General features: G+C 72.7%; 16 protein-coding genes. 8 read left to right on the forward strand and 8 right to left on the reverse strand.

Annotated features, from left to right (window positions below; all coding sequences use genetic code 11):
- Nucleotides 1–6: 6 nt before the first annotated feature.
- From VTA80_RS21690 to VTA80_RS21700, 3 genes are all read right to left on the reverse strand, one after another.
- On the reverse strand, nucleotides 7–666 hold the full coding sequence (locus VTA80_RS21690) for a GntR family transcriptional regulator (RefSeq protein ID WP_407343135.1): 660 nt from the start codon (nucleotides 664–666) through the stop codon (nucleotides 7–9).
- A 162-nt stretch (nucleotides 667–828) separates the two neighbouring features.
- Nucleotides 829–2,340, reverse strand: coding sequence for an alpha/beta fold hydrolase (locus VTA80_RS21695; RefSeq protein WP_407343136.1), 1,512 nt, complete (start codon nucleotides 2,338–2,340; stop codon nucleotides 829–831).
- On the reverse strand, nucleotides 2,337–2,978 hold the full coding sequence (locus VTA80_RS21700; RefSeq protein WP_407343137.1) for a hypothetical protein: 642 nt from the start codon (nucleotides 2,976–2,978) through the stop codon (nucleotides 2,337–2,339). Before VTA80_RS21700 ends, VTA80_RS21695 begins: the two co-directional genes overlap by 4 nt.
- A gap of 195 nt (nucleotides 2,979–3,173) precedes the next feature.
- Here VTA80_RS21700 and VTA80_RS21705 point away from each other — a divergent pair, with 195 nt between their 5' ends.
- From VTA80_RS21705 to VTA80_RS21715, 3 genes are all read left to right on the forward strand, one after another.
- Nucleotides 3,174–4,358, forward strand: a complete 1,185-nt coding sequence (locus tag VTA80_RS21705) for a sensor histidine kinase (RefSeq protein WP_407343138.1) — start codon at nucleotides 3,174–3,176, stop codon at nucleotides 4,356–4,358.
- Nucleotides 4,355–5,017: a response regulator gene (locus VTA80_RS21710; protein ID WP_407343139.1), complete on the forward strand. Its 663-nt coding sequence runs from the start codon at nucleotides 4,355–4,357 to the stop codon at nucleotides 5,015–5,017. Before VTA80_RS21705 ends, VTA80_RS21710 begins: the two co-directional genes overlap by 4 nt.
- A 67-nt stretch (nucleotides 5,018–5,084) precedes the next feature.
- A complete protein-coding gene (locus VTA80_RS21715) occupies nucleotides 5,085–5,579 on the forward strand; it encodes a MarR family winged helix-turn-helix transcriptional regulator (protein WP_407343140.1) in 495 nt (164 codons plus the stop codon).
- Between the two features lie 38 nt (nucleotides 5,580–5,617).
- On the opposite strand, the gene VTA80_RS21720 is transcribed toward VTA80_RS21715, so the two are convergent.
- Both VTA80_RS21720 and VTA80_RS21725 read right to left on the reverse strand, forming a co-directional pair.
- Entirely contained in the window at nucleotides 5,618–6,046 is a 429-nt protein-coding gene (locus tag VTA80_RS21720) for an SsgA family sporulation/cell division regulator (protein ID WP_407343141.1), read from the reverse strand.
- A gap of 139 nt (nucleotides 6,047–6,185) precedes the next feature.
- Nucleotides 6,186–6,530, reverse strand: coding sequence for an ArsR/SmtB family transcription factor (locus VTA80_RS21725; RefSeq protein WP_407343142.1), 345 nt, complete (start codon nucleotides 6,528–6,530; stop codon nucleotides 6,186–6,188).
- A gap of 91 nt (nucleotides 6,531–6,621) precedes the next feature.
- On the opposite strand from VTA80_RS21725, the gene arsD reads away from it, so the two are divergent.
- Nucleotides 6,622–7,008 carry an arsenite efflux transporter metallochaperone ArsD gene (arsD, locus tag VTA80_RS21730; RefSeq protein WP_407343143.1) on the forward strand — a complete coding sequence of 129 codons (387 nt, stop codon included), beginning with the start codon at nucleotides 6,622–6,624 and terminating at the stop codon, nucleotides 7,006–7,008.
- A complete protein-coding gene (gene arsA, locus VTA80_RS21735) occupies nucleotides 7,005–8,813 on the forward strand; it encodes an arsenical pump-driving ATPase (RefSeq protein WP_407343144.1) in 1,809 nt (602 codons plus the stop codon). Before arsD ends, arsA begins: the two co-directional genes overlap by 4 nt.
- A gap of 12 nt (nucleotides 8,814–8,825) precedes the next feature.
- Here arsA and VTA80_RS21740 read toward each other — a convergent pair whose 3' ends face one another.
- Genes VTA80_RS21740 through VTA80_RS21750 form a run of 3 tightly spaced genes read right to left on the reverse strand, consistent with a single transcriptional unit; the run spans nucleotide 8,826 to nucleotide 9,689 of the window.
- Nucleotides 8,826–9,056: a hypothetical protein gene (locus VTA80_RS21740; RefSeq protein ID WP_407343145.1), complete on the reverse strand. Its 231-nt coding sequence runs from the start codon at nucleotides 9,054–9,056 to the stop codon at nucleotides 8,826–8,828.
- 18 nt (nucleotides 9,057–9,074) lie between these two features.
- A complete protein-coding gene (locus VTA80_RS21745) occupies nucleotides 9,075–9,353 on the reverse strand; it encodes a hypothetical protein (RefSeq protein ID WP_407343146.1) in 279 nt (92 codons plus the stop codon).
- Nucleotides 9,354–9,383: 30 nt separating this feature from the next.
- Nucleotides 9,384–9,689, reverse strand: coding sequence for a nucleotidyltransferase family protein (locus tag VTA80_RS21750; protein ID WP_407343147.1), 306 nt, complete (start codon nucleotides 9,687–9,689; stop codon nucleotides 9,384–9,386).
- 189 nt (nucleotides 9,690–9,878) lie between these two features.
- Between VTA80_RS21750 and VTA80_RS21755 the strand changes: the two genes are divergently transcribed.
- Genes VTA80_RS21755 through VTA80_RS21765 form a run of 3 tightly spaced genes read left to right on the forward strand, consistent with a single transcriptional unit; the run spans nucleotide 9,879 to nucleotide 15,561 of the window.
- Nucleotides 9,879–11,429: a DUF3375 family protein gene (locus VTA80_RS21755; protein WP_407343148.1), complete on the forward strand. Its 1,551-nt coding sequence runs from the start codon at nucleotides 9,879–9,881 to the stop codon at nucleotides 11,427–11,429.
- The gene (locus VTA80_RS21760; protein WP_407343149.1) at nucleotides 11,426–12,190 is read left to right on the forward strand and encodes a DUF4194 domain-containing protein; all 765 of its coding nucleotides are present in this window, start codon (nucleotides 11,426–11,428) and stop codon (nucleotides 12,188–12,190) included. The genes VTA80_RS21755 and VTA80_RS21760 overlap by 4 nt, the downstream gene beginning before the upstream one ends.
- Entirely contained in the window at nucleotides 12,187–15,561 is a 3,375-nt protein-coding gene (locus VTA80_RS21765) for an ATP-binding protein (RefSeq protein ID WP_407343150.1), read from the forward strand. Before VTA80_RS21760 ends, VTA80_RS21765 begins: the two co-directional genes overlap by 4 nt.
- Nucleotides 15,562–15,569 lie beyond the last annotated feature (8 nt).

Genomic DNA, 15,569 nt, shown 5'->3' on the forward strand with positions numbered 1-15,569 from the left:
CGCCGGTCACAGGGTCGCGGCGTCGGCGGCGCGCTCGGACAGGTGGGCGTCGCGCAGGTGACCGCGCAGCTCGTCGCCGAAGCCACGCGCGTCGCCGGCACCGATCAGGGCGGCCAGCCGGGCGTGCCCGCGCACGAACCCCCGGGCGCGATCGACGTCGCGCCACAACGACCTCGCCGTCATCCGGTGCTGCCGCTCGCGCAGCGACACGCAGAAGCTCGTGAGCAGCGGGTTCGCCCCGGCGGCGACGATCGCGAGATGGAAGGCGGTGTCGTGGTCGGAGTAGCCCACCAGATCGCCGCGGTCGAGCGCCTCGCTCTGTGCCGCGATCAGGTCCTCGAGAGCGGCGCACAGCCGCGCGCGCTGCTCGGGGTCGGTCAGGGACTCCACTGCGTGCACCTCGAGCAGCAGCCGCGCGTCGACGACGGCGTGCGCCTCCCCGGCGGCGATCGGCACGACGACGGCGCCGCGCTTGGGGTACAGCCGCAACCACCCCTCCGCCTCGAGGCGGAGGAACGCCTCCCGCACGGGCGTGCGGCTCATCGCGAGCTGCCCGGCGATCTCCCCCTCGGTGATCATGGAGCCGCCCGCGACCCGATCGTTCAGGACCAGATCCTTCACGAACCGATAGGCGATCTCAGCAACGGACGGCGCGGTACTCAACATAGACACAACATAAACCTACCCCCTCCGCACCTCCCCTCCTCTCCCCTCCTCCTCCCTCCCCCCGGCAGAACACGGCCCCGCGAACTCGGAGGTTTGCCTCGAACTCGGACACCGGGGTGTGCGAGTTCGAGGCAAACCTCCGAGTTCGGCGACAGAGTGGGACTAGTGGGGGGTGGATTGGTGGAGGACTTCTGTCATGTACGTCGCGAAGTGGGTGGGTTCGTCTAGTTGGGGGGTGTGGCCCGAGCTGGCGAACGTCACCAGAGTCTTCGCCGGGGCTTCGAGGGTGGCGAACCACTCGCGGACCAAGACAGCTCGGCCGGGCGCCTCGTGGGCACCCTCGACGAGGAACACCGGCACCTCCAGCCGGGGCACGTCGTGGCGGAAGTCCGTCCCCTGGAGCTGGGGGTACAGCAGCGCAAAGGTGTCGACCATGGCCGCCATCCCCCGCATCTGCTCGGTGAGGGTGTACTCCGCGGTGAACAGGCTCACGGGGTAGTCCGCGGCCCGCCTGGAGCCCGGCCCCGGCGTGAAGGCGTCCCAGTCCGGGTTGGACGCGATCGCCACGGGGTAGGCGAGCATGTCGGTGTACGGCGGGGGTCCGATCGCGGTCAGCTGGTCGGCGAAGGCGATGTCGCGCACGCGCTGCGCGTAGGCGACCGACTCGGCGTACATGAGCTCGTCGGTCTCCTGCGGGTCGACCATCTGCCCGGTGCCGACGTAGGCGGCGTACAGGTCCGGCCGCTGCTGGGCGGCGCGCACCCCGAGGATGGTGCCCCACGAGCTGCCCACGAGGTAGATCTTCGGCTGGTCGAACCGGTCGCGCAGGTACTCGCTGACCTCGATCGCGTCGCGCACGGCCTGGTCGACCGTCAGGGTCGCGGCCGGCTCGAGCGCCGCGGCGGACTTTCCGGTGCCGCGCTGCTCCCAGGTCGCGACCACGAAGTCCTCCTCGAGGCCCTGACCCACCTGACGCATCGATCCGACGGCGGTCCCGCCCGGACCACCCTCGAGGAAGAGCAGCACCGGCGCGCCGGAGTCGCGGCCACGCAGCATGATCGCCTGGTCGTGCCCGCCGATCGGGACGCTCACCAGCTCGGCGATGCTGCCCGCCACCGTCTCGCCGTCGGGCCCCATGATCGGTTCGGTGCTCGCGGGACGAGCGAGCCCGACCACGAGGACGACGACGACGGCGCTCGCCAGTCCCAGCGCCCCGCGCCGCAGGATGCGCCCGGCGCGCGAGCCGGCCGGTGCGGCGCCGGAGCCGGCGCGGGTCTGCCGCCGCTCGAGCGCCGCCCCCCACACCGCGGCGACGGCCATCGGCGCGAGAATTCCGACGGCGTCGAAGCCCCGCCCGGCAATGAACGCGACGATCCCGAAGACACTGTCGAACCGGATCGCGCCGACGCTGGGACCGACGGTCCCGAGCCGGGAGAGCTCGAACACCGACGCGAACGCGACAGGAGTGAGCAGCGCCGTCCACCGCGTGCGCCATGCCCACCCCGCGAGGCCGCCGACGGCCAGGGCGAGGCCGAGCGCGGTCAGGGACTGACCGGACGTCATCGGCCCGCGGGGCATGACCTGCCCCAGGCCGAGCCCGGTGGCGAGGACGGCGAGGCCAGCGGCGGTGCGAGCCCCGAACCGGCGGGCCAGGGGATGGCGGACGGATATCACGAGGGGAACCTCCGGTTGCGACGGGTCCAGGTCCGCACGGCAAGCGCGATCGCGGCCAGGACGCTGACGAGTGCGGCGAGAGCAGGAAGGACGACGGCACGGACCGTGGCCGGTGCGAGGTCGTCGCCTACGGCCAGCCGGGCGTCGGGGTCGGCGGCGGTGGCCTGGGTCTCGACGGTGTACGGGCCGGTGCGGTCGGCGTCGAACACAGCGATGGCCGTGCCCAGCGCACCGGGACGGCCCGGCACGTCGTAGCGCAGGTCGCCGGGGTACGGGCGCAGGTCGACGGTGGCGCCGTTCGCCCCGGTGACGACAAGCTCGGACGCGGTGAGCGCGGCCCGGTCGTCACCACCCTCCAGTGCACCACCCTCGTAGTAGACGACGTGCGCACCGACCTGGGTCAGGACGACGGACACCGACCCCGGGACGTCCGCGCGCACGAACCCGGCCGGCTGCTGGGTCTGGTCGAGGACCCCGGCAACCGCCCACACGGCCGCGGTGGCAACCCCGACGAGCGCCACGAGCGCCGCGAGCCAGAACCCGAACGAGCCGCCCCCGGACGCGGCGAGCTGCGCCGGACCACCCGGGTCCGTCTCGGACGCTCGTCCCCGGTGCGTCGGCGCGGTATTCGTGCTCATGGTCAGATCTCCTCGGTGGGGTGCGGGTTCGTCCCCAGCCTCGACGGTCACCCGCCGTGCGGTCATCGGGCCCCGGGCCGAACCCCGCCGCCGTCCCGAGCCCGACCGCCCCGACCCCGATCGGTCCACGGAGGCACGGCCGGGTAGGTCTGAAGGCTGACGGCCGGCGCCGCCCAGCGGACTAGCGTCGCTTGCGTGAACTCCATCTGGGCGCGCCTGCGGGACATCGACCGCGAGCACCCGGTGGCGTTCGACTCCCTGCTCGCCGGGCTGCTCTTCGCGGGCGCCGTCGTGTCGGCCGCGGTTCCCGGCCCGCGGGACCGGGCCCCGGACGCGACGCTCTACGTCCTGCTCGCTGCGGGCACCCTGCCCTACGCATGGCGCCGGCGGGCCCCGCTCGCCGTGCTGCTCGTCGCCTCGATCCCGGCGATCGCGATGACCTCGCTCGGCTACAGCATCGCCGTGATCGGGTCCGGCTTGTTCCTCGCGGCCTACTCCGTGGCCGCCTGGTCGCGCAGCCGCGTCGTCGTCGCTGGCGCCGGGTCGGTCGTGGTCCTCATGGTGACCGTGATGCTCGTCTCCCCCCACGAGATGCGGTTCGGCGACCTCGCCACGAACGCCGCCCTGTTCATCGGCGCCTTCGCCCTCGGGCGCAGCGCGCACTACCGCCGCCGGACGCTCACGCTGCTGCGCGAGCGGGCCGAGCTCGCCGAGCGCGCGCAGGCGGAGGAGGCCGGGCGCGCGGTCGCCGACGAGCGGTTGCGCATCGCCCAAGAGCTCCACGACGTCCTGGCCCACTCCCTCGGGGTCATCGCGCTGCAGGCAGGGGTGGGCGCGCACGTCATCGACGCCGATCCGGCCGAGGCGAAGGCCGCGCTCGTCGCGGTCGCGCAGCGCAGCCGGACCGCCCTCGCCGAGATCCGTCGCATCCTGGGCGCTCTGCGCGACCCGGACGACGACGCCGGCTACCGCCCGACCCCCGGGCTCGACGCCGTCGGTGAGCTCGCCGCCGAGCTGACCGCGGCCGGCGTGCCCGTCGACCTGCGCGTCGAGGGAGACCGCAACCACATCCCGGCGGCCCTGGACCTGACCGCCTACCGCCTCGTGCAGGAGTCGCTCACCAACGTGGTCAAGCACGCAGGCCCCGCCCGTGCCCGGGTCACGGTGCGGTACGAGCCCGAGGCGGTGGTGATCGACGTCGTCGACGACGGCCACGGGTCGGCCGATCCCGGCCCCCGCGCACACCCCGGCAGCGGCCACGGCCAGCTCGGCATGCGCGAGCGGGTCGCCGTCTTCGGCGGCTCCCTGAGCACCGGCGCTCGACCCGGGGGCGGGTACCGCGTCACCGCGCGGCTCCCCTACGACGCGAGCCGGCGATGATCCGGGTCGCGGTCGTCGACGACGAGGCGCTCGTGCGCAGCGGCCTGGCGCTGCTGCTCCGCCTCGAGCCCAACATGGAGGTCGTCGGCGAGGCGGCCGACGGGGCGGCCGCCGTCGAGCTGGTGCGCCGCACGCGGCCCGACGTCGTCCTGATGGACATCCGGATGCCCCGCACCGACGGGCTGACCGCCACCCGCACCCTGCTGGCCGACCCGGCGACCGCGACCCGCGTCCTCATCCTGACGACGTTCGACCTGGACGAGCACGTCTTCGCTGCCATCCGGGCCGGTGCGAGCGGGTTCCTGCTCAAGGACACCCGCCCGGACGAGCTGCTGACAGCGATCCGGGTCGTGGCCGGGGGCGAGGCCCTGCTCGCGCCGACCGTCACCCGCCGCCTGATCGAGGCGTTCGTGCGCCAGTCCCCCGTCGCTCCGGCGACCCAGATCGGCCTCGACGTGCTGACCGGACGGGAGGTGGAGGTGCTGCGTGCGGTCGCGCACGGGCGCTCCAACGCCGAGATCGCCACCGACCTGTTCATCAGCTACGCGACCACCAAGACCCACATCAGCCACCTGCTCACCAAGCTGGGCGTCCGCGACCGGGCCCAGCTCGTGATGCTCGCCTACGAGAACGGGGTCGTCCTCACCGGTCGGGCCTGACCCGCTACGGGGCCAGCCCCGGCACCGGTGATAGTTGTAGCGTCAAGTAGTTGGTAGGCTCGAAATCATGACCGATGACTTGTGGCTGACCGCCGACCAGCTGACCGCCTGGAAGAAGCTCATCGCGGTCGTCGAGGTGCTGCCCGGGGTCCTCGACTCGCAACTGCAGCGCGACGCCGACCTGAGCCACTTCGAGTACTTCGTACTCGCGATGCTGTCGGAGGCACCCGCACGCACGCTGCGCATGTCGACGCTGGCCACCCAGACCAGCGCGACCCTGCCCCGCCTGTCGCACGTCGTGTCGCGGCTGGAGAAGCGCGGCTTCGTGCGACGAGAGCCGTGCGCGAACGACCGGCGGGCGACCAACGCCGTGCTCACCCCCGCCGGCTGGACCAAGATCGAGGCCACCGCTCCGGGCCACGTCGCCACGGTGCGCCGGCACGTGATCGACCCGCTCACCGCCGCCGATATGGCGGACCTCGACCGGATCATGGGCCGCGTGCTCGCCGTCCTCGACCCGGCCGAACCGGGCGCGACGAGCGCGGCGGCGCCTGGCAGCTGACCCGGGCCGAGGCCGCTGTCAGGGCCGGGCGGCCACCGTCAGGCGGTCAGGAGGCTCGTCACGAACGCTTCGAACGCGGCGTCGACCCGGCTGCCTTCGGTCCCGATCGGCACCAGGGCGCGCGCCTCGACCAGGAACCGCTCGACCTCCCGAGCACCGGTGGCGATCAACGCGGTGCCGCCGGCCCCGGACAGGGTCACCAGCAGGTACTCGGGATCCTGGTCCCGCCAGACCTGCACGTCCCCCTCGCCGGCCACGGCGTCCTCGGTGGCACCGAGACCTGCCACCAGGAGGTCCCGAGCCAGCAGCCACGTCGATGTCACATCGTTCGCCGTGAGCTCGGCCTGGATGGAGTACGGGTCGGACGCACGGAACCCCAGCTCGATGGCGACGTCGGTCGTGGTCGAGTCCGAGAGGATCAGGTGCGCGTAGATCACCGTCGTGACGTCGTAACGATCCTGGAACATGTGGGGGCCTTCCTCCTCGGGTGACCGAACGCTAGGGGACGAAGGTCCTAGTTTTCGCGTCGTTCGTGCGGGAATCACCCAGTCGGTCCAGGCACCAACCCGACCAAACCTGTACAGAGGAGGCATTTGGCCCGTCGACTCAGGGCGCGCAGGCGGGCCGCAACCGCTGGGCGGTCGCGCCGCCGAGCTCGACACCCTGGAGCCGCTTCAGCGCATCCGCGAACGCCCCGGGGACCAGTTGATACCAGGTGAACCGGCCGTCTGCCTCGCCGAGCACGACGCCGGCCTCACGCAGGATCCGCAGGTGGTGGCTGACGGTCGTCTGCTTCGCCCCCGTGATGTCGATCAGGTGGCAGGTGCACAGCTGCTCGCTGGCGAGGGACTCCACGATCCGCAACCGCAGCGGGTCGGCGAGCAGCCCGAACTGCGCCGCGAGGTGAGTGAGACCCTCGGGCGAAAGGGCGATAGAGACAGTGGTCGACATGGACCGAAATTATATCAGCAGACTTTGATATCAGCGGATACTGATGCAATAATGGGGTTCTCGACACCACCTACCTCCAGGAGCGCACGTCATGACCGCAGTAGAGATCTTCGATCCGGCGATGTGCTGCTCGACCGGCGTGTGCGGCACGGACGTGGACCCGACGCTCTCGCGGTTCGCGGCCGACGTCGACTGGCTCGCCACCCAGGGCGTCACGGTCTCGCGTGCGACGCTCGCGCAGGAGCCGGGCAAGTTCGTCGCGAACCTGCCGGTCCGCAACGCGCTCGAGGTCATCGGCACCGGCGCGTTGCCGGCCATCGTGGTCGACGGCGTGCTGAAGTCCACCGGGGCCTATCCCGCCCGCGAGCAGCTCGCAGCGTGGGCCGGCGTACCGCTGGCCGCCGCGGTGCCGCGCCCGACGGTCGGCACGGCGCTGCCCCTGGCAGGCGGCTGCTGCGGCGGGGGTTCGTGCTCGTGACAGCCGAAATAGCAACCGCACCCGCGCGCGCCGACCACATCCTCTCCGCCACCTTGGCCGACCCCACCCGGTACCTGTTCTTCACCGGAAAGGGCGGCGTCGGCAAGACGTCGTGCGCCGCGGCGACCGCCATCGCACTGGCCGACGCCGGGCGCCGCATCCTCATCGTGTCGACCGACCCCGCCTCCAACCTGGCCGAGGTCTTCGCGATGGGCGACGTCACGGGGTCCGCGCCGACCCCCGTGCCCGGCGTGGTGGGCTTGGACGTCGTCAACATCGACCCGTCCGTGGCGGCCGCCGAGTACCGCGAGCGCGTCGTCGGCCCCTACCGGAACGTCCTGCCGGCCGCCGCTGTGGCTTCCATCGAGGAAGAGCTGTCCGGCTCGTGCACCATCGAGGTCGCGGCCTTCAACGAGTTCGTTACGCTGCTGACCGACCCCGACGTCGCCGCGACGTACGACCACGTCGTGTTCGACACCGCACCCACCGGCCACACCCTGCGGCTGCTCTCCCTGCCCGCCGCGTGGACCGGGTTCCTGGACACCAACACGGCCGGGGTCACCTGCGTGGGCCCGGTCTCCGCCCTGGGCCAGGCCCAGGAGGCCTACTCCGGAGCGCTCGCGACCCTGCGCGACGCCGATCTCACGACCATGATCCTGGTCACCCGCCCCGAGCCGTCCGCCCTGGCAGATGCAGCCCGGGCCGCCCACGAGCTCGGCGAACTCGACATGACGCACCAACGCCTGATCGTCAACGGCGTGTTCACCCCGACCGCCACGGACGACCCCATCGCCGCGGCCCGGCTCGCCCGCGAGACCGACGCCCTGGCGAACCTGCCGGTCGCGCTGACCCATGTCGCCTCCGTCGACACCGTGCCGCTGCTCGCCCGGGCACCGATGGGCATCGACGGCCTGCGCGCCGCGCTCGACCCCGGCCAGGGATCCACCCCGACGGCGACTCCCCCGGCGCCCGCGATCGCGTCCACGACCCTGCGCGATCTCGTCGACATCGTCGCGTCAGCCGGCCCCGGGATCGTCATGACGATGGGCAAGGGTGGGGTCGGCAAGACCACGATCGCCGCCGCGATCGCTCTCGCGCTCGCCGACCGCGGCCTGCCGGTGTCGCTCACCACGACCGATCCGGCCGCGCACGTCACCGACGTGCTGCCCGATCCGCCGGCGAACCTGACCATCACCCGCATCGACCCGGTCGCTGAGACGGCCGCGTACACGGCGCACGTGCTGGGCACCGCGGGTGCGCAGCTCGACGCCGCCGCGCTCGATCTGCTCACGGAGGACCTGCGCTCCCCGTGCACCGAGGAGGTCGCCGTGTTCCACGCCTTCGCGCGGACCATCGCCGACGCCGAGGGACGCTACGTCGTCATCGACACCGCCCCCACCGGCCACACCCTGCTGCTCCTGCAGTCCTCCGCCTCCTTCGCCCGCCAGGCCGTGGCCTCCCCCCAGGCCCGTCGCGACAGCGCCGCCGCGCACCTCTTCGGCTCGCTCAGCGACCCGGACCACACGCGGATCCTGCTCGTCGCCCTACCCGAGGCCACCCCCGTCCACGAGGCCCAGGACCTCCAGGCCGACCTCGCACGCGCCGACCTGACGCCCTACACCTGGGTCATCAACGCGGCCCTGACGGCGACCCCGACCACGGACCCGGTTCTCCTGGCCCGCGCCGCCCAGGAATCGCGCTGGCTCACCGAGATCGCCCGGTCGAGCCCCCGACCCCCCGCCGTCCTGAGCTGGGTCCCCGCGGTCCCGACCGGCGCGGCCGGGTTGCGCCAGCTCACCCGCTGACGGCGACGGCGGTCACTCCTGGGTCTTCGCCCACGTCACCCCGAGCGTGAACGCCCTGGGCAAGGTCATCGGCAACCACTCGAACCGGCGCTGGGTCGAGCCCGAGATCTGCGCCGAGGGCTCCGCGCTGTACGCCGTCGTGCGCGCAGCGGAGCAGCGCGAGACGCACACCCCAGCGGCGATCGAGGCCCCGCTGCACCCCGACCCGCAGCTGGCTGCGGTCCGCTCGGACCTCAACCGCATGGTGGATGTCGTCGAGGCCTACGTCCGCGAATCGGCCGCGGTTCTCACCGCCGCCCAGGACGGCAGGTTCCACCGGCGCTTCCTGGTGCGGGGGATCCCGGGAAGCTTCCGCACGGGCGCCGCTCGGATCGACGAGGCGCGCGGCACGATCGCCGCCGCGAGCGAGCGGGCGGCACGCGAGGAGACGGACCGGGCCGGGCTCGGGGAGCGCATGTCCACCGTCTCGACCCGCGTCGCGGGCTCGGCTCGCGGGCTCGCCGCGTCGGCGTCGGCCCTCGCGAAGATCGAGCAGTTCACGCAGCGAACCCGACACCTTCACGGCCGGCGTCAGAGCGGGATGGCCTCGGCCAGCGCGGTGGCCACGTTCTGTGGTGAGAGCAGCTGGCGCGGGGCGACGTCGACCGGCATCCCGAGCAGCTCCTCGAGCTCGACCCGGAGCCCCTCGACCAGCGAGAGCCCGCGCCGAGCGACGTCCAGGTCGACAAGGAAGTTCACGTCCGAGCCTGGGCCGTCATCGCCGCGGGCGACCGAGCCGAACACCGCGATGGTCGTCGCCCGGTGCCGGTGCGCCGCCGCCCGGACCCCGTCACGGTTGGCCAGCACCTTCGCCATACGAACTGATGAAACCCCCATGCATCGACGGTACGTCTGGCGGTGACGTAACGGGGCGGAACGGGCAGTTAACAGCGGCTGAACACGTCACGCCGCGCGCCCCGGCCCGCTGCGCGCCAGACCCGGGCACGGCGCGCACGGCGGTAAAGTCGTCACCTTGCGTCGAGGGCAGCCGCCTGCGGCACCTCGCGAAGAATCGGAACCCCACCCGTGGCGCAGCACCAGACACGGGCGCTCGCGCGCCTGTCGGGCTTCCAGCGCGCGTCGGCCCGACCCGAGATGACCCTGCTCCGGGCGCACAACCTCGAATGGATCATGAGCATCCTGGCCGAGCACCTGGCCCACGGGCCGGTCGAGGTCGCGCGGTTCCACGAGATCGTCGACCTCGAGATCCAGGACATGCGCTCGGCCAGCGCGGGCCTGCAGGAGACCTCTCGGTCGGGTCGCGAGTACTGCAACGAGTGGGTCAGCCGGCAGTGGGTCAACCGCGCGCTCGTCGACCGGGTCGAGCAGTACTCCCTGACCGCCTCGACCCTGGACGTGCTCGCCTTCACCGACCGGCTCGTGGACCACCGCTCGACGGCCTCGGAGTCGCGGCTCAAGCAGATCCTCGACGCCGTCTCACGCCTGTCCGGCGAGGCCGACCCCGACCCCGGGGCTCGCATCGACCGCATCGACGAGCAGGTGGCCGCGCTGCAGTCCCGGCGCGCGGCCCTGCTCGACGGCGAGGTCCCGGTGCCCGCCAGCTCGGCCCTGCACGAGCAGCTGAACAACATCATGGATCTGTCCCGGCACCTGCCGGCGGACTTCAAGCGGGTGTCCGACAGCGTGTACGAGATGCACCGCAGGTTCATCGGCGACGCCCAGGAGGGGCCGGTGAACCGCGGCGAGGCGCTGCGGGCGTTCTTCGCCGAGCACGACCTGCTCGAGACCAGCGACGAGGGCAAGGCGTTCCGCGGGCTCATGCGGCTGTGGGGAAACCACCGCGCGCAGACCGCCCTGCGCAAGGACATCGAGAGCCTGCTCAACCAGGACTTCGCGACCGAGCTCACGGTCGAGCAGCGCCGGGCGCTTCGAGCCCTCCCCCGCACGCTCGTCGACTGCGCCGAGGAGGTGCAGGAGACCTACCGCCGACTGACGCAGTCGCTCGAGCGCTACGTGCAGAACCAGAACAGCTCCGACCGCGACCTGCGATCGCGCCTGGGCCGCGCGCAGTCCGCCGCGCACGCGCTGTTCGGGCGGCACACCGCCAGCCGGGTCGACGTCCAGATCGGCGCGACCATGGCCCGCGTGCGGTCGATCTCCCAGCTCCAGCTGATCGACCCGCGGCTGCACGAGCACCCGGCCGCGCTCGAGCCGGACCGGCTGTCGCTCGGCAGCGCGCTCACCCCGGCCCAGATGCGGGAGCTGGGCGGCCCGGCACTCGAGGAGCTTCGGCTCGGCGTCGAGCTCGCGGTGGCCGCGAACCCGTCCGGTCGCCCCACCCTGCGCGAGGTCTGGCTCGCCCTGAGCCCCGAGGTGCGCCGCCCGAAGAACGTCGTCGGCCTCCTGCACGTCGCGGTCGAGCAGGGCGCGATCTTCATCGACCCCGTCACCGAGCGGCTCGAGACGCTCCGCACCGACGGCTCCCAGATCAGCTACACCGTGCCCGCCGCCGTGTTCCCCGGCCGGGACGCCGGCGGCGACCTCACCAGTGACCCCGACGGCAGCCAGACACCCCCGGGGCAGCCCCCCGCCGAGAAAACCGAGGTCCTCCCGTGAGCCCGACCGACATCACTGCGGACGACGTCGCCACGGTGGACGACGTCGCGACGGACGGGTCGCCGTCCGACTCGACGAGGGCCACCGACCCCTCCCGGGACGTCCTGTTCGAGGGCGACGAAGGACTGCTGCCCGCCGAGGTGCGCAACACCCTGGCGCGTCTGCTGTCGACGCGCTTCGTCGACGGCGTCCGCAACCCGGCCTGGTGGAACCGCGTGCAGCGGCACGAGGACATCCTGCGCTCCCGGCTGAACGACGTGTACCTCGAGCTGGTGCTCGACCGTCGGCGCCAGGTCGCGTTCACTCAGCAGGTCGAGATGAGCGACGAGGTGCCGATCCTGCTGCGCAAGGAGAAGCCGCTGCCCCTGCCGGCCGCGATCCTCCTGCTCCACCTGCGCCAGGAGTACGACCGGGGCGCGGTCGAGGGCCGCGACGTCGTGGTGGACCACGCCGACCTGCTCGACCACCTCGAGGTCTGGAAGGACGTCGACGACCAGAACCCCGCCACGTTCCGCAAGCGGTGCGAGGCCGCGATCGCCACGGTGCGCGAGAAGGGGATCCTCGTGCTCCTCACCGCGGACCGGTACCGCATCTCCGGGGTCATCTACGCCCTGCTGACCGCGGAGAAGGTCGATGCGATGACGGCCGCGTTCGAGGAGATGGCGGCCCCGAACCGTGCTCCCGACGCCGCGCGGGACCCCGAACCCGAAGCACGTGACGAGGACCCCCAGGACGACGACGCACGTGAGGACGGCCGATGACCCACCCGATGGAGGGCTTCGACCCCGCGCTCGCCCAGTTCCGGCTGGCCACGATCCAGCTGGTGAACTGGGGGCCGTTCCACGGCTACCACTCGATCGACATCCACCGCGACGGCACCCTGGTGACCGGACCGTCGGGCTCCGGGAAGTCGACCCTGCTGGACGCGATCTCGTGCGTTCTCATGGACCGCTCGGTGACCTTCAACGCCGCCGCGCACGACGACGGCGTCGGCAGCAAGGAGCGCACGTTCTACTCCTACGTGCGCGGCAAGAGCGGCGCGCGCCGCGACGCGAGCCGGGGCAGCAAGGCGATCTACCTGCGCGAGGGCGCAACCTGGAGCGCCGTGGGGCTCACCTGGGAGAACAAGGCCGGGGCCTCCATCACCGGCTGCCGGGCGATGCAGATGTCCCGGGCGGCGACCGGCGACGGCGAGATCACGCACTCGCTGCTCATCACCGAGCAGCCCTTCGACCTGCGTGACCTCGAGCCCGCGGCGGACCAGCACCTGCGCCAGGACGCGGTGCGGCGCGCGGTGCCGACGGCGGCGACCTTCGGCAACGAGTACGGGCGGTACATCGCGCGTCTGTCGACCCTCATCGGCATCCGCGGGCAGGACGGCGACAGCGCCAAGGCCATCCGGCTGCTGCACAAGGCGCAGTCGAGCAAGGGTGTGCACAACATCGACGAGACGTTCAAGCGGTTCGTCCTGGACGACTCGCAGGTGACCGATCGCAAGGACACCGCCGTCGAGCAGTTCCAGTCCCTGCGCAACGGCTACGACGACATGACCCGCGCCCGCGACCAGATCGGCGCGCTCGGCGACCTGCCCGAGCTGTGGGAGGGGTTCCTGACGGCGGGCGGCTCCAGCGCCGAGCTGCGCGCCCTGATCGAGACCGACGCCCAGGTCACCCCGCTCGAGTCGTACGTCCTGCGCCTGCACAAGGACCTGCTCGCCGCGCGCGCCGAGTACGAGCACGCCGAGCGCACCCACCAGCGGACGCTGCACGGTGCGGCGACGGCGGAGTACGGGCGGCTCGCGGGAAAGATCAAGGCGCTCGAGGCGCACCGCCACGAGCAGGGCGGCGACGCCCTCGACCGGCTCGACGCCCAGCGGGGCGTGCTGGTGGCCGAGCGTGCGCGCACGGTCGAGCAGGCCCAGGACGCGGCGGCCCGGTGCGATCTGCTCGGCGTGCCCGCGCCCGGCAGCCCGAAGGAGCTCGCCGTCCTGCTCGCGCAGCATCCGACCAGCGGGGCGGACGACGACGAGCCGTCCCTGCGCGCCACGCTGCACGCGAGCATCGCCGCGCACAGCGAGGCCGGCCGCACGCTGACCGCGCGGCGCAGCGACCTGGCGTCGTTCGCCTCCCGACGCTCGAACATCCCCGTACGGGCGCTCGAGCTCCGCCGCCGGATCATCGAGGGCACCGGCCTGGTCGAGGCCGACCTGCCGTTCGTCGGTGAGCTCATCGACGTCGCGAGCAGTGAGGAGGTCTGGCGCCCGGCCGCCGAGCGGCTGCTCGGCGGGTTCGGCCTCGGCCTGCTGGTCGCGCGCGGCTCCTACGCGCAGGTGGCGCAGTTCGTCGACACCCACGATCTGCGGGGGCGCGTCCGCTACACCCCGGTGGACACCGGCGAGCGCCCCGCGGGTGCACCTGGCGCGGTCGGCACGATGGCGGCCAAGATCGATGTCGCCGACTCGCCGTTCGCCGGCTGGGTCACCGACCAGCTGGTCCACCGCTTCGCGCACACCTGCGCGCAGGAGGCCTCCGAGCTGGCGCACCTCCCCCAGGCGGTCACGCTCCGGGGCCAGATCAAGCACCGCGGCGGCACCCACGAGAAGGACGACCGCGACGGCGCCCACCGCGATCGGGTCATCGGCTTCGACAACGCCGCGACCGTGCGGGACCTCGAGCAGGAGATCTCCGCCCTGGAGCTGCACCGGGACGAGCTCGCGATCGCCGTCGGGCAGGCCGACGCCGCCCGGGAGCTGGTCGGGCGGCGACGCGACGCGTGGGCGCGGCTGGCGTCGGTCACGTGGGACGAGATCGACGTGGCCGCGGCCGACCGGGCGCTGGCACAGCTCGACGCCGAGGCCGCCTCGAGCGCGTCCGGCGACGCCCTGGTGGGCCTCGACGAGCAGCTGGGCCAGCTGACCGAGGCGCGCGACGAGGCGAACCACCAGGCGCGCACCGCCCTCGCGGCGAGCACCGAGGCAGAGCGACGCTGGTCCGCGCGGCTGACCGAGGAGGACGCCGTGACCACCCGGCTCGACGCGGCACCCGAGCTCGCGGCGGACGAGCTGCGCGTGCTGGCCGAGATCGCGGCGTCGTGCAACCCGAACCCCGAGGTGGAGGGTGTCGGCGCGCTGCGCAAGGCGATGGTGCAGGCTGTCGAGGCCCGCCTGGCGACCGTGCGGCTCGCCGAGACCAACGCGCGCGGCCGGATCCAGCTGATGCTGGCGAACTTCCTGCACCGCTGGCCCGACGAGGCCGGCGAGCTCTCCCCCGAGGTCGACTCGGCCCCGGACTACCTCGCGCGGCTGAAGTACCTGCTCGAGGACGACCTGCCCGGTGCGCTCGACGACTGGCGCCGGCTGATGCACCGGATCAACCAGATGGGCCTGTCCTCACTGATCCAGACGCTGCGCGACGAGCGGCACATGATCGACGACCGCATCTCGCCGGTGAACGACGTGCTGCGCCACGTGCCGTTCGGGTACGACGGGTACCTGCAGATCGCGACCTCCGACGTCGAGCCGCCCGCCTCGCGCGCGTTCAAGGCCGAGATCGACGCGATCCTGGAGACCACCCCCGGCAAGGACCTGGACGACGCCGGGCTCGAGGAGCGGTTCCGCCGGATCCAGCGGCTCATGGTCCGGCTGGACGGCACGGAGCCGGCCGACCGTGAGTGGCAGCGCGACGTCCTCGACGTCAAGCGCCACGTGCGCATCGCCGCCGAGGAGTACCGGCGCGGCGAGACCTCGGCGCGCGTGTACGAGGGCGTCGGGGCGACGTCCGGCGGGGAGGGGCAGGAGCTCATCGCCGCGACGTTGGGCGCCGCGCTGCGCTACCAGCTCGGCGGCATCGAAGAGGTCCCCGTGTTCGGTTCGGTCACGGTCGACGAGGGGTTCGTGAAGTCCGACCCCGACGTGACGCGCCGCGCGATCCGGGCGCTGCAGTCCTTCGGGTTCCAGCTGCTCATCGCCGCGCCCCTGGACAAGTACCAGTCCATGGAGCGCGAGTTCGGCTCGGCGTACCTGATCGAGTCCGACCCGAATCTCGGGCGGGCGCAGGCCAAGGGTTTCGCCATCGGCTTCGGTCCGGACCGGCCGGGGCACGAGCCGGCGGTGCGGACCACGGACCTGCCGTAGTCCGCGCG

Origin of the sequence: Pengzhenrongella phosphoraccumulans, assembly GCF_045689905.1 — a bacterium.
Taxonomy (GTDB): Bacteria; Actinomycetota; Actinomycetes; order Actinomycetales; family Cellulomonadaceae; genus Pengzhenrongella; species Pengzhenrongella phosphoraccumulans.

What these genes read in the sequence shown, in the direction of transcription:
- VTA80_RS21740 (WP_407343145.1), bottom strand. Translation starts at nt 9,056, where the DNA reads ATGCGGTTGAGGTCCGAGCGGACCGCAGCCAGCTGCGGGTCGGGGTGC.
- VTA80_RS21720 (WP_407343141.1), bottom strand. Translation starts at nt 6,046, where the DNA reads ATGTTCCAGGATCGTTACGACGTCACGACGGTGATCTACGCGCACCTG.
- arsD (WP_407343143.1), top strand. Translation starts at nt 6,622, where the DNA reads ATGACCGCAGTAGAGATCTTCGATCCGGCGATGTGCTGCTCGACCGGC.
- VTA80_RS21750 (WP_407343147.1), bottom strand. Translation starts at nt 9,689, where the DNA reads ATGGGGGTTTCATCAGTTCGTATGGCGAAGGTGCTGGCCAACCGTGAC.
- VTA80_RS21765 (WP_407343150.1), top strand. Translation starts at nt 12,187, where the DNA reads ATGACCCACCCGATGGAGGGCTTCGACCCCGCGCTCGCCCAGTTCCGG.
- VTA80_RS21700 (WP_407343137.1), bottom strand. Translation starts at nt 2,978, where the DNA reads ATGAGCACGAATACCGCGCCGACGCACCGGGGACGAGCGTCCGAGACG.
- VTA80_RS21715 (WP_407343140.1), top strand. Translation starts at nt 5,085, where the DNA reads ATGACCGATGACTTGTGGCTGACCGCCGACCAGCTGACCGCCTGGAAG.
- VTA80_RS21725 (WP_407343142.1), bottom strand. Translation starts at nt 6,530, where the DNA reads ATGTCGACCACTGTCTCTATCGCCCTTTCGCCCGAGGGTCTCACTCAC.
- VTA80_RS21690 (WP_407343135.1), bottom strand. Translation starts at nt 666, where the DNA reads ATGTTGAGTACCGCGCCGTCCGTTGCTGAGATCGCCTATCGGTTCGTG.
- VTA80_RS21710 (WP_407343139.1), top strand. Translation starts at nt 4,355, where the DNA reads ATGATCCGGGTCGCGGTCGTCGACGACGAGGCGCTCGTGCGCAGCGGC.